The organism is Paenibacillus sp. PastF-3 (assembly GCF_029893135.1).
Taxonomy (GTDB): Bacteria; Bacillota; Bacilli; order Paenibacillales; family Paenibacillaceae; genus Paenibacillus_AQ; species Paenibacillus_AQ nitricinens.
Map to the genome: position 1 here is coordinate 348200 of NZ_JARXWM010000006.1, position 13863 is coordinate 362062.

At 42.5% G+C, this 13863-nt stretch carries 11 protein-coding genes; all 11 read right to left on the bottom strand.

The window, feature by feature from the left end; translation table 11 throughout:
- Positions 1 to 11: 11 nt before the first annotated feature.
- Positions 12 to 2735, bottom strand: a complete 2724-nt coding sequence (locus M2444_RS14965) for a CHASE3 domain-containing protein (RefSeq protein WP_280787349.1) — start codon at positions 2733 to 2735, stop codon at positions 12 to 14.
- A 245-nt stretch (positions 2736 to 2980) separates the two neighbouring features.
- Positions 2981 to 3688, bottom strand: coding sequence for a DNA alkylation repair protein (locus M2444_RS14970; protein WP_094875420.1), 708 nt, complete (start codon positions 3686 to 3688; stop codon positions 2981 to 2983).
- A gap of 18 nt (positions 3689 to 3706) precedes the next feature.
- Positions 3707 to 5281 (bottom strand): sensor domain-containing diguanylate cyclase, encoded by a 1575-nt coding sequence (locus M2444_RS14975; RefSeq protein ID WP_280787350.1) that lies wholly within the window; start codon positions 5279 to 5281, stop codon positions 3707 to 3709.
- A 92-nt stretch (positions 5282 to 5373) separates the two neighbouring features.
- Entirely contained in the window at positions 5374 to 5895 is a 522-nt protein-coding gene (locus tag M2444_RS14980) for a YcxB family protein (protein ID WP_094868371.1), read from the bottom strand.
- Positions 5896 to 6027: 132 nt separating this feature from the next.
- Positions 6028 to 6276, bottom strand: coding sequence for a type B 50S ribosomal protein L31 (locus tag M2444_RS14985; RefSeq protein WP_094868372.1), 249 nt, complete (start codon positions 6274 to 6276; stop codon positions 6028 to 6030).
- 207 nt (positions 6277 to 6483) lie between these two features.
- Entirely contained in the window at positions 6484 to 6828 is a 345-nt protein-coding gene (locus M2444_RS14990; protein ID WP_280787351.1) for a nucleotidyl cyclase domain-containing protein, read from the bottom strand.
- Positions 6773 to 7342 carry a hypothetical protein gene (locus M2444_RS14995; RefSeq protein WP_280787352.1) on the bottom strand — a complete coding sequence of 190 codons (570 nt, stop codon included), beginning with the start codon at positions 7340 to 7342 and terminating at the stop codon, positions 6773 to 6775. Before M2444_RS14995 ends, M2444_RS14990 begins: the two co-directional genes overlap by 56 nt.
- Entirely contained in the window at positions 7332 to 9428 is a 2097-nt protein-coding gene (locus M2444_RS15000; RefSeq protein ID WP_280787353.1) for a cellulose biosynthesis cyclic di-GMP-binding regulatory protein BcsB, read from the bottom strand. Before M2444_RS15000 ends, M2444_RS14995 begins: the two co-directional genes overlap by 11 nt.
- A gap of 52 nt (positions 9429 to 9480) precedes the next feature.
- Positions 9481 to 10731, bottom strand: a complete 1251-nt coding sequence (locus tag M2444_RS15005; protein ID WP_094868374.1) for a glycosyltransferase family 2 protein — start codon at positions 10729 to 10731, stop codon at positions 9481 to 9483.
- A gap of 28 nt (positions 10732 to 10759) precedes the next feature.
- A complete protein-coding gene (locus tag M2444_RS15010; RefSeq protein ID WP_280787354.1) occupies positions 10760 to 12316 on the bottom strand; it encodes a hypothetical protein in 1557 nt (518 codons plus the stop codon).
- Positions 12313 to 13863, bottom strand: a complete 1551-nt coding sequence (gene wsfD / locus M2444_RS15015) for a glycan biosynthesis hexose transferase WsfD (RefSeq protein WP_280787355.1) — start codon at positions 13861 to 13863, stop codon at positions 12313 to 12315. The genes M2444_RS15010 and wsfD overlap by 4 nt, the downstream gene beginning before the upstream one ends.

Sequence of the window (13863 nt, forward strand, 5' to 3'; positions counted from 1 at the left end):
AATCTATCACTCTATGAATCACTAGTTAAGAGCAATTGCATTAAAGCTAATAAACGGTCTAAGTTAATGGGCTTGCTGAGATAATCTGTTGCTCCCGCTTGTAAGATTTTCGCCTTATCTTCCTTCAGCGCTTTCGCAGTCAGCGCAATAATTGGAATTTCCTTCTTTGTTGGTATTTCTCTGATTCGATTGATAGCCTCATAGCCGTTCATTACCGGCATCATGATATCCATAAGAACGATGTCTATGGATACAGATTGCTCCAGCGCATGTATGCCTCTCTCTCCATCCGCAGCTGTAGTCACTTGCAGTCCACGCTTCCTTAACATGTTAGACAGCGCGAACAGATTCCGCTCATCATCATCCACAATTAGAACATGCTTATGATTTAGCGAGGTGAAATCGCTACTAATATTCTCACTGGTTGCAGCGGCAAGAGCAACCGAACCTTCTTCCTCATGACTAAGATCTACTACTTTCTCAGTGGTTTCTTCAAGACTAGGATTATCCTGAAGCTTCAATGGCAAATACACCGTAAAGACACTACCCATTCCTACCTGACTCTCCACTGTAATTCTACCGCCGAGCAGTATTGCCAGTTCTCTGGATATGGATAACCCAAGCCCAGTTCCACCATATTGACGTTCTGTATTTCCATCCGCCTGTTGAAAAGCTTCGAAAATAATAGACTGCTTCGCATAGGGGATCCCAATTCCAGTATCTTTGATGGCGAAAGCAATAAATAACCCTGTTTCCAAATTGCCTAATTTCACTAACTCGTCTTTAGTCGCTAAGCGTATTTCAAGAATTACTGAGCCTTTAGCTGTAAACTTAAACGCATTGGACAGCAGATTTATAATAATTTGCCGTACCCTTTGAGCATCCGAATAAAATAGTGTAGGCAAGCCCTCCCCGATTTGTATATGGAAAGGAATCTCTTTTTTTCGAGAAAGCCGGTTGAAGCTCTGAAGCATTGCCTCCGGGATCTCCGTTAGATTTATTGCTTCAATTTCAATATTCAGCTTCCCTGCCTCAACCTTGGACAAATCCAAAATATCGTTAATCAGCCTCAGCAGATCTTGTCCAGAAGAATGTATAGCTTGTGAAAATTCAATATCCTCCTCGCTTAAAGCTCCCGACTGATTCTCCATGAGAAATTCGGAGAGTAACAATATGCCGTTAAGCGGGGTTCGGAGTTCATGAGACATATTGGCCAAGAACTCCGATTTATATTGAGAGCTTTGCCGCAATAACTCCGCAGATTGAGCAAGCTCGATTTGAGCTTGTTCAGCCTCAAATGACTTTCGCTCGGCTAAGAGGTTCTTCTCCTCCAACTTTCTATTCGTTGCATGTAGCGACTCTGTCTGGATTTGCAGCTCCTCAGATTGGGTTTGTAATTCTTCGGTATACACCTGAAGTTCTTCATTTAAGCGCTGGGATTGTTCCAGAAGCTGATCAATCCTCATACTGCTGATCGTACTGTTGATTGCAGCGCCGAATGCATCTGAAATAGAATCCAAAAATTCAATCTGCCGCTCCGTAAGAGGAGAGAAGGTCGCAATTTCCACCACAGCAACTACTTCATCTGAAAAAGAAACCGGAAATAATAAAAGAGATTTCGGCGCAGAAACGCCCAGCCCAGACTGAATATTGATATAATTCTCCGGAAGATCCTGTATATGCATCAAGCGCGCCTCTTTAGCGCATTGACCAACCAAACCTTCTCCGATTTGAAATGTCCGATGATCTGTAATGTTGCTGCTTCCACCAAACGTGGAGGTTCTATTTAACAAGTCTTGATCATGTTCTTGTGTCCGTATATATAAGGCACTGTATGGATAATCAATAACTTCTGCCGTTTTACTTAAAAAAATGTCCCCCAGTTGTGAGACAAGTGTGATGCCCTGATACCTTGACAATAAATCGTTAGCATGATCCTGAATCCATATCCGCTCTTGTTGCATATCTATCAGATGATTCGTAGCGACGCTGAGATCCCTGATTTCATCATTCGTGGTAATCTCCACTCTTGTCTTCATATCAACAGAGGAATCTAAGCCAGCAATCGTATGGGTAACCTTGCGAATCGTACTAACGATAGCACGTGAAATGATCCACGAAGCGACCACGGAGGTAATAGCAATAATCGCCCAAGCAATATAAAGGAACTCTAGCAGCAATTTGTTTCGATCTGCCTGTTCAGCTATCAGAGTATTAGTGTTCTCATTCATCGTCTCACGGTAAGTACTGAACTGACTACGAATCTGGTCCATTTGATCCTTGCCATCATCCGAATTGAAATATCGTAAGATTTCCGCTTCCTGTCCCTCTTTTTTCAATTCTATTACATAATCCCCGGATTGCTTGATCCAATGCTGGATACTATTTTCGATGTCCACCAGACGCTGGAGTTGCAAGGAATCATTAGCATTCAGCAAAGAGAGCTTATCATAGCTCGCCTTCCATTGTGCTTTTCCCAAATCATAGGGCTCCAGATATTTGTCATCGCCGGTGATAATATAACCTCGTTGTCCAGTTTCCATATCAAGAATGTTCTTCTCGATCTTGTTAGCCAAACTAGCTATCTCTCGGTCCTGATGGGAAATAAAGCTGGTTTCCCGCTGTAGCGTATTAATTCTATCATGCATGATCATAACAAATCCTAATAGACAGATCACAATCAACACTGTAACGGATAGTATTTTATACTGCAAAGTAAATCGGTGCTTTTTCACAAAGTGCCTCCGTCCTGTCATCTAACTAGCTCTTTGCCTAAATCCTTGTATTAATAGCTCTTTCTCCTGCTCCAATACCCTATCGAGACATCTATGTGAATTTTTACTGCTTGTAAATTAAACACTTTTGGATACCGTTGAAACACTTTTTATTTGCCATAAAAAGCCTCCAAGTTCACTCGCTCCTCAATAGAATATGAGGGGAAATGGAGTGACTACTTGAAGGCGATACTACACTAGCTATATTAACAAATACAAGTCTTCTTCTTCACACCAAGCTTTCCAGCCTGTTCAACCTTAGCAATATAATCTACAGCCAGCGGTACTTTACATGCGGTTTGTCCCATTTGTACCTGGACCTTTCCAATGCTTGCAGCAATCTGCGTTGCCTCATCATGCAGTTCGGTTACGCTGCTGCCGGCAATAATTACAAACATATTCATAGTGTAACGAACTCGATTCTGTTCCTGATGAATGGTAGATTGTATTTGTTGTAGCAGCTCTCTAATCTCAGCAATATCTAGCAGATCATCCGGCGTAACTGAAATGTAATTCCCATAAGTACTCCAGCCACAGGCGGCCACCATTTCATCTGATGAAGAAATCCATTCTCTTGCAAGTTCTAGAGCGTAAGGGCTCTCTGCAGCGACAGACGCTACCGTATATTCCGCCAAAGCATAACAGTAAGCCGCTGACACCCAGTTCTGAAGCTCTTCCTTCGTAAGATGCTTAGGATCAACCGTAATTCCTGCCAGATACATTGCATCATAATTCCCCGTCTGGTACAAAGCCTTAACCAGACTCTGGTCTTTCTTCACGATCTTAACCAGCTTCTTCAGATCGCCTACCTTCACTCCGAATAAAGGCTCCTCAGCACCATGTCGTACGAAGGTGCGTTTCGTCTGCTCTGTACCCATCTCTTCAAGCTTACTCATCACTTCATCAATTGTCAGATTCATTAGAACACCTCTTTATCCCTTCACCGCTTCTCTTAAAATGGGCTCACGACCCAGCGTTACTCTATTCTTGCCCGATTTCTTGGAACGATATAACGCTTCATCCGCTTCCCGATACAAATCCTCGAAAGTCACCTCTCTACGCATTGTAAAAGAAATTCCGATGCTAGCGGTAAGCTGAATGCTATCGTGTTCATTCAAAATTATTTTATAATCACTCATCGTAGTGCGAAAACCCTCTGCTTCCATCAAGGCTGCACGTTTATCCTCAGCAAAAAAGCATACAGCAAACTCCTCGCCCCCGACTCTTCCGGCAATGCCCTTGTTTTGGTACACCTGAAGTATTTTATTCGAGAAATCAACTAATGCCTGATCTCCTGCTAAATGACCATAGGTATCATTAATTAACTTAAAGTCATCGATATCAAATAACAACAGTGCCAGTCCTAGTCCGTCCGGAATCGTTTGATTTTGCACCATTTGCATAAAATGCCTGCGATTATAAAGTCCCGTCAAATCATCTATCGTTGCTTGATAGACCAATTCACGTTCATACCGCTTCTTTTCACTATGATCACTAAAAACAATTAGCATCCCCTTGTTCTCTGTTGCGTGAAGTTCAGTCGCTATCAAGGAAACCCCATAACAAACCTCTCTTATTCCAGTACATACAATCTCAAACTGTCCTTCTGTCCTTTGACTATAATGAGCACCAATGTCCTTGTGAAGCCTCATAAAAAGATCAATATTTTTCCCCATCCAGGTCTCATTCGGTATCCCGGTAATCTCAAATAAAATGGAGGTTGCAGCCTCATTTATACCAATGATTCTATCATTCCGGTCTGTCAAAACTACGCCGTCTTTCATATGCTCCAGGATTTTGATTTTAGTTAAAGGATAGATCGTAGATTTGGAGTCAATGAATAAACACAAATAAGCCGCTATAATTGCGGGTAGATAAGTGAAGGCCGTAAAGCCTGTAAGCGTAATCTTCAACAAGGGAAGTAAAAAAACAGAGATGACCGGAACAAGCAGCCCAGCAAACAGTAAGAAAGCACGTCGTAAAAAAGCTCTCGGTCTATTCATTAAGGAAACAGCTAGCAAGCAGACCGCATATAGACCAAATAGCTGATCATAAGCAATAAAAGCCATGCTAAGAAGCGTAGGCTTTACAGTAATTCCACTAACTCCCGCAACAGTGGCCATGCCCACTTCACTACGCATTAGATGATGATAAGTATCCGTAAAAATAAGCAGTACGTCCAAAGCAATTGGAATCGAGAAAATAGCAAGCTTTACTGGCAGACGCTCCGCGGAAGGAGACACATATTCTTTAACGACAGCATAAGTAAATAACGCACTTAAAAAAAGCGGAGCCTGCTGCATATTCTTCCACCACAGCTTAGCCTGAAAAGAGGATGACAAAATCTCTCCCGCTGTTGCAATAAATATGAGGCTGACCAGCAGCATTAAGATCCATAAATAGCGTCTTCCTGCCGACTTTCGATGTCGATAGGAGCTGATGCCCATGTAAAAGCTTAGAACACTACCCATTAATAAGTAATACGGATATCCTTGAATCCACGGCATGCCATATTTCTCCTATTTTTCAAGTCGCTCCTATCATTATATCCTAATCAATCCTACAAATGAATCAACAAATACCAGTACATCTGTACACCTTACGATTTGAACTTCACTCGATGGGAGAACATATATTTTCTGGCTAAGTCCTTAAACGCTGTTTTATCTTGTACCGACTGAAAGTAACGTTTAGGGATAATCAGTGCTCTATTGGAAGACACAAAAAAAACGAACAAGTTCATTGTTTCACCTATTTTATGTATCTCTTCCCATTTCACTTGCCCGGAACCTGCCTCGGATACGTATTTTATGCCCTCATCTGATATGGAATAACTCTGAGGCTGCTGAGCCAGGCTGTCTGTAGCGAAGGCTTTTTTAGATTTTTTGGTCAAGCTTGATTTGGTCATATACCATAAAACAGCGGCAAGAATCACAGCAGTCCCAGCAAGGATTGAAATACTTGTAGTACTGTAATCCTTAGTAATTAACAGTAAAATCACAAAATAAGCAACCACACTGAAAGAGTTAAGTATAATTCGGCTATTTAAGCTAAACCATAGGTTAAACTCCAGAACGTCCTCGCTCTTCAGGACGGTATCTACTTTTATTTCATTTTCCACTACTGATCGCTCCCCTGCCACTATCGAAATTTATCAATGCCATTTCATTCTAACATGCCTGAACACAAAAAAGGGACATCCCTGAAGCGATCGCTTCTAAATGGGTTGTCCCTTTTTAAACCGTATGAATGCTTATTTCTTTTGTGCAAGACGTTGTTTGAACTTGTCAACACGGCCGCCTTGTTCTGTATCTCTTTGTTTACCAGTGTAAAATGGGTGGGATGCGGAACTTGCGTCCACGCGGATAACAGGATAAGTGTTACCATCTTCCCATTCCATTGTTTCATTGGATGATTTTGTAGATGCACTCAAGAATTTGAAGCCTACGCTTGCATCCATGAAAATAACCTTGTTGAACTTTGGATGTATGCCTTCTCTCATTCTGATCGTCCTCCTTCTGAACAAATTAGTGGAGCCTTTATGGTAAATTAACCAAATGATCTGTAGGTTTATCTATAAGTATAACCTAATAAACGTAGGAAAATTCGTAAATCTTACGATTTAGACCACCACTCCATCATACGTGAAATCGACATGTAAAGTCAACTAATATCCGATATTCCTTATATTCCCTTACGTTCAACTGACTTATACATCATACTCTAATTGTTTTTTAGCCTGAACAATAAAATCTAACGGGTTCTCAATAGTGCTGGCTTGATATTCTACAGCACCTATTTTGAGACCAAGGCTGACTTTATACTTTTTGACAAATTCAGTGTCATTAAGCTCTTGAAGCTTCAATTTAATCCGCTCAATTACAATTTTTGCTCCATCGCTGTCGGTGAACAGCAGAAGGCCCCATGTTGCGTCATCTTTGTCCAGTAAATACAATGCATCATTGGTACGAATGCTGGCCTGACTGAGCTGAGATACGTCATGAATGAATGGCCTCAGCCAGCTTATCTTCGGGAATAATACGTCTAATCTCATTCCAGTATTTCACTTTCACTACAAGCAGTGTGAGCGGAATCTGATATCGAGTCGAAATGCCTGTAAATAAGGCAGCATCCTTCTGAAAAGAAATACTGTTACGCAGATCTGTGTTCTCGTCGATGATGGCCATATTGGCAGTCTTTTTCTCCAAACGCTGATTCTCAGCCTGCAGCTCACGATTACTTAGTGTAAATATCCACAGTACCACTGTTAACAATGGGGTCATAATTAGCCAGAAGTAAGTATTCAGTTCAATTGTCTCTCCCAAAGATATCGTCTGATACATCGTGTAGAAGCCGTAAGTAAATATAAACACCAGGTTCAAGACCAGCCCTGCAGTTACCGTTGTAAAATACGTAACAATCGCCAGAATAAAGGCCACATTTAAAATGATAATATTCTGGATATAATCATCGGGTGCCCCTGAAATGAAGACAATACAAATAAAAAGAAGCACCAGGAACGATAAGAGAGCGATATCTGAAACTAACCCGCTGCGATTACGTCTCACGCTTATCACCACGTTTCTTCATATGTTTACGAAGCAGCAGGATCAGCGATAGAATCACCAGTGCCAGAACCAGCATAATTACGATTATGAAACTCAGCACGTCCGTTCGTTCCGTTATTTTTTTGACCACGGAATCCTCTGCTGCTCCAGTAATGATCTTGAAACGGTGCGCATTGACATTACCGTCCTTATCAACAATTACCCCATCGCCAAACACCTTCCATTTGTCCCGCTCTGTTGCAATCAACTTCGACGCCAAATAGTACTCTTCAGAGCCCACTCCCGTAACAGCAAGCAGCCCCCGTCCCGCCTCAAATGGCGATTGAATCAGCTGCAGTGTACCGATTTGAGCACCGTAATGATCTTCAATACTCATCTTCTCATTGGAGCGAATCGCTGTTCCGTTCCCGTTATATTGAAAATAGAGCTTATCATTATGATCACGGATGATCTTATTATTCTTATACGTGCCTATGGCGATAACATTATTATTCTTCAAATGATCCGCGCTAATGTTATCCGTGTAGAACTGAATGTTGCCTATATTTCCGCTAGCGTATTTTCCCAGAAGATTAAATACATTAGCTAAACTCAAATATGCGTAATCATCCATTTCTTGCGGCAGCACAACTGCTACTTGATTGTAAAGCCCGTCGCGTATGAACGGATACGGATAGTTATTAAACAAAAGATCCGTACGATCCTTAGTATTAAGACGCATTACAGAATCTTTACTGATATACGCCCACGGCATTTGTTCCTTATCTAAAGTACATTCGGCTCCCTTCAGCTCCAAATCAAAGGCTACAGTTACCGTGAAATTACCAGAGATATTCAAGCTTTGGGGAACTGGAAGATCCAGCTTATCGCCATTCGCCAGCTCTTTGGTCAGCTTCTTGCTGCCAATGGGTGTGTTGTTGATGCTGACAGTCACTAATGAACGGTCGAAATCTAAATTCTGTGCATAACGGAAATCCAATCTGATTCTGCCTGAATCTGCAATCGAGCGGTTAGAGGGCAGTGAAACAAAGTATGTCTGCTCCTGATGACGTGCCCCAGTGAGTTTATCACCCGTTTCTGTAAACGTAATATTGGAGCTAATCGAAAGGGGGGGTGCAGATACTTCTGTAGCATCATCGACCACCTTTAAATCACTGCTGATTTGACCCAATAACTCTTCATTCGCAACAAAACGGCCTGCTTTAATCAGTAAGTTCTCATCCTTCGAGGTTACGACAAGTGTGGGCTGAGTATCCTTATTCACTAACTGCAGCAGTGCATGTGTACTTAAATCTTCAGAGGTGCTTAGCTGAGCCTTTAGCCCGCTTGGTACTCGGTCATACATAGCTACCAGTACAACCGCAGCTTTATTCTTCACCGCATCTGACCGGTAGGGAAGCATTGGAATCGTTCTATTGTCCAATGTATTGCCCTTCACAAGTCCGGAGAGCGCATAAGTAGCCGACTCCAATTCTGCCCCTGTGCTTTTATCCGGTACGGTCAGAACACTATGATTCTTCGTTAAGGTATCAACGCCAGAGAAGCGCTCGCTAAAGTCACTAATCCCCCCAGTCAAGGGCTTCGGCGTATACATCACACTAATACTGGATGTATTAAACAGATGCAGCCAATTATCAAAATCATAATCGACAGAACAAGATTGTTCATCTGAATAGTTTGACTGCAAATACCCCTGAATGCCAAGCGTATTGGTTCCTTTTTTTAGAAACCCTTTAGGTGCCTGAAGGACCAGCTGTTGCTCGCCATTATCTTTTAGAGAAGGTCTAAATGTGTAGAATGGGCTGCCATTTAGCGTTAAGGTAACGCTAGACATCTGCTCCTTGGTAATTTGCGAAATTTGAAAGTGCAGGTTAATTCTGATCTCATTCACATTCCAATAATCCATGACCTCAAAATATTGCTGCTGGGCACTTGAACCCTTTAACGCAGTATCTGTTCCTGTGAAAGAGGTTGTGTAGGTTAATCTAGTATCCTGAGACGGAGCCTCGGCGGCTGCAACATTCAATTGAATTAGAAAAAGAGAGAGGCAGGTTAACAGTATAACCATTTGTTTTTTCATCATCATGTTCTGTTTCTCCTGTGATCACATATTTCTCATAGTACTTCTTTGTTCGTTATTAATAGCGTTCAGTCTTATACCACTTTGCTTCTCTTTTGAAGATGAGATCTTTGGCGTAAAGATATAATCCGTAAGCCGCGACAACCATCCACAGCTGACAATAAGAGATGTACATCAACATTACGATCCATAAATTGGACAAGCTCATCTCGCCCTTCTCTGTCGTCAGCGTTATGAAAGTACCTACAACGAACAGAATGATGGCGAGCAGCCAGAGAAAATTGCTAAGCCCAGCAATAGTAGTATGTACATAGCCCAAAGCATGCAGGATGAGCAGCACATCCGAGGTGATTAATGACATCAGCAATAAGAAATAAATAGCTAAAAAATAAAGAATATCGAACCGGACTTTTGCGGCGGATTTATCGAACAGCAGGGGGATATTTTTGACAATGACATAAATGTTGCCCTTAGCCCAGCGCGTTCGCTGCTTGAACCAGACTTTTAAGGTCTGTGGCTCTTGCTCCCATGTGACCGATTTCGGCTGGAACTTGATCCGATAACCCATCATATATATTCTGAAGCTGATTTCTGTATCTTCGGCTATCGCTTTAACATCCCAGCCACCGATACTTTCTACGATAGACCTGCGCATAATAAAATTAGTGCCGGGAATTGTGCATAACTTGAACAGCTTCCAGCGTCCCGCTTGCGCCATCCATTGAAAGGACAACGTCTCAATATTAATAAACCGGGTAAGCAGGCTTGCGTTACGGTTACGGGTTCTAAACTTACCGATTACTGCGCCTAGGCTAGAATCATTCATGATCTCAGCGACCAGATAACGTAAAGCCGTTTTTTCAGGCGTGTTGTCTGCATCATAAATCGCAATGAACTGCCCTTTGCAATGGGTGAAGCCTATATTCAGCGCATTCGATTTCCCTTTGCCACCAGTAATCGCATCCGTATTAATGACGATCAGCTGACGCCCCGGATTTCGGTTTTGAATACCGGCCAGCAGTTCAGCACTGTTATCAGAGGAATTATCATTAATCACAATAATCTCATATCGATCTTCCGGATAATCAAGCGCTAGCAGAGACTCCACCGTCTTACAGATTACTACCCCCTCATTGTGAGCAGGAACCATAATTGAAACCAAAGGATATTCGCCCTCTATCTCTGGTATGTCCTCATTTTCAGATTTAATGTAATATAAATAGCCTGCGATAATGAGGGTTACATTCACCAGCAATAAAGACCAGATACAGATCACTGCAATTACCATCAGTATGTCTGAAATCGTCATAGGATCCTCCAAATCACAATTAGTTGTCTCATTTCAAATACTTTTTCCTATACATTCGGTATCCGATGATCATTAATCCGCCAAATAGCAACAGAGAAATCATTATCGCAACTATAAAGAACTGATTCTGTATATTAAAAAGCGTCGTAAAGCTCTTCTTCTGCTCTTCTGTATACCGATAATCGCTATTCACTGTTTCTGGCGTATAATTCAGACTCAGGGGTTGTCCATTGATAGAAATCACTCCTTCTGATGAAGTGATCGTATTGACGTCTGTAACAACCTCATGCCTTTCTTGTTTATAATCTGCAAAAGAAACCCAGTATTGTTCCAACGTCTTCAGCAGTGCCTCAAGTTCTTCCTTATCCTTAGGCATATCCACAGTGATTACCGTGTCCATCGGCAGTTCTGGCATCACATTATTGGATGTTTGCAAATCCTGCAAAAAATTAATCGGCACACTATATAAAGAGGATGGAAAGGACTTGGAGGTGTCGCTCTGCTCCATATAATCAACATTTTCATCCGGATACAGGATCACAGAATCGAAAAACCCCATCCCCGCCTCCGAGTATTCCTTGTCATACGCCCAGTGCATTTGTGCTCCGATTCCAAGCGGCCCAATCTTGTTGTGCACCAGCAGATTAATGAACGCGTCCATCTTCGCCTGAAGTGAATGATCCTTATTACTAGTACTCGTTGAATGCATCGCAATAGGGGCATTGACCAGAATGCTGCCATTATTCGATTGCACTCTTTTGATGGCTACCAAATAACGCTGCATTGCCGGATAATCGGTATTGCTGAACACTGGCCGCACACTTGCGAGAAAAGGAATCCCCTTTTGATACAGCCGCTCCGCAGTCTCTGTCAGCAGTCCCAGATCAGAGAAGGGATAGATCTCTTTGATCGCAAGATACACTTTAGGCGTTGCGTTGATATGAAGCCAATCCTTCAGAACATACCCCATCGCCAGTGCACTGACATTCCCTTGTTCAAAATACGGAACATAAGCAGCATCCTCTTTACTCACAGCATAAGGTGCTTGCAGGCTATCATCCTGGAAGATCAGCTTTCCAAGGGACTGGGTTCCCTGACTTCCGGCTATATAGAGCATATCCTGTACCTGAAGTGAAATTCCCGAGAACTGTCCGATCTGGAGATCTGGATTCGCGTCATACATGACATCTGTGGTTAACTGTAGTTTCTTTTTCAGCGAGGCTGGAGGACTGTACCCGATGTGCAAATACTGTCCCTGATAATGCTCCCAATCCTCATCATAGATTGGATTAGTCATCACAATGTCCGCTGCATTACGGACCATAATCACTTTGGAGTAATGCTCCAGCATCCCTTGCTCATATTGATCCAGACTTCTAAGTGTGACCTTCATGGAATAGGCCGCCAGCAGTCGCTGGAGTTCAGTCACGTTGCCTTCCTTCGTTGTCCCCTTAGCGAGGCTGTCATAGAGTAGTAGGACCTGCTGTGGCGAAGCAGCAGATTGGACAGGTGTGACGGGAATCAGAAGGGCTGTTAGGGTCAACGTCAGTAGCAATATACCGTTTAAAACTCCTCTGATGCTCACACACTCACATCCTTTTGAGGCTTTGTATACGGGCTAGAAGGGGTGCTCTTGCTAACCTGCTTAACCTGATTGCTGTTTTTAGAAATTCTACGTCCAATCACACTGGATAGGGTCAGAAAAGTGACTAAATCAAAGGATAATGTAAACAAGAACTCATGCTTGGAAATATCGGCATCGCCTGCCCCGATAATCGATACAAAAATACCCGAAAGCCCAATGCCAATCGAAGCGACAATCAATACCATTCGCTGCATACCTCTGAAATCACGGGACTTAATCGCCCTTACAAAGGAAGGCATGTAGAGACCGATGACAAGCACCATCCAGAGGAAGATGAACCCGAATGTTCGCGGGGCCAGTGTTTGTTTCAGTTGGCTGTATCCGGTGAAAAAGTGACTCTGTGCTCGAAACTCCTTACCAACGGAATGCTCGAAATTCCCCATAGCCGCAGGCTTAATCGAGAATGCACTTTGAGCAGCCACATTAAGAATCGAATTAAGCTGGTCAGGGTTCGTTAAATAATATTTAAGGATGGATACAAATCCATAACGACTGTAGAAATTCTCCTCGAGAAGTGGTGAATTCACGTCTATGGTCACGTACTTCTCATAGTGAATGCTGTTCTTCAGAATGGCGAATTGCTCGTCCATCCCTAACGCTTTTAAAGCGGCTTCTGGATCAGGTGATTCCTTCAGCACCCCTCGGGTCATGGCATGGAACTGGTTAATGTTTACGAACTCATTTGAGATATTCAAATACGTGAACACACCTGCGAACAGCATCAGAGCAAGAGACGCCATTGTCAGGATCCGAAATATCTTGTCTCTACGAATCCAAAGCAGTGAACATGCCAGAACAGCAATGATCATACCCACTGGCGCATTCTGCTGCTTAGAAGTAGTCAGGATCAGCGTGCTAATTACGAATAAGGCCAGCATCGCGTAGTCATTGAATCTTTTTCGATATAACATCAGCCATGAAGCGAACATGAAGATCGTCGTAATCATCACAACGCTTTCGCCGTAAAAGGAGTTAAAATAAGCCGTATAACCGGTATCTCCGAATATAAAAATAGCAATACCTGCAATGATGAATCCCTGTGTTCGGGACATCTTCCATGTAATAGCCTCTATTAATAAGTAAATTGCGATTACATATAGAATCGTATAAATCGCCGCTTGAAAGCGGATGTCGAATACCTCACTACTGAAGAACAACTTGTTAAGTCCTATAGCCAGCTTGATAAATAAGGACTGAGAGGAAAATAACATTGCACCATTCTCATTAAAATATTGAAAGATCCCATATTGCTTCACAAAATAACCAAAGTACTGACTATCATAATCCGGCAGATTGAAATAGAGTCCATTACTATAAATGCTACGGAAAAAGTCACCGTTATCCGCCACTCCGACATACGGAGCTGTGAACAGCGCGATGATGGTAATAAGCAGCACTCCAAATGCAGCAAGAAATGCAGGAGAAACCGATAAATTAGCAAGAGTTAACTCCTGCCTTAGAGGTGTTTTTACCGTGTTGTCCATCAT

Coding starts and splice junctions, on each gene's coding strand:
- M2444_RS14975 (WP_280787350.1), bottom strand. CDS start 5,281: ATGCCGTGGATTCAAGGATATCCGTATTACTTATTAATGGGTAGTGTT.
- M2444_RS14985 (WP_094868372.1), bottom strand. CDS start 6,276: ATGAGAGAAGGCATACATCCAAAGTTCAACAAGGTTATTTTCATGGAT.
- M2444_RS14990 (WP_280787351.1), bottom strand. CDS start 6,828: ATGAGATTAGACGTATTATTCCCGAAGATAAGCTGGCTGAGGCCATTC.
- M2444_RS15000 (WP_280787353.1), bottom strand. CDS start 9,428: ATGATGATGAAAAAACAAATGGTTATACTGTTAACCTGCCTCTCTCTT.
- M2444_RS15005 (WP_094868374.1), bottom strand. CDS start 10,731: ATGACGATTTCAGACATACTGATGGTAATTGCAGTGATCTGTATCTGG.
- wsfD (WP_280787355.1), bottom strand. CDS start 13,863: ATGATGGACAACACGGTAAAAACACCTCTAAGGCAGGAGTTAACTCTT.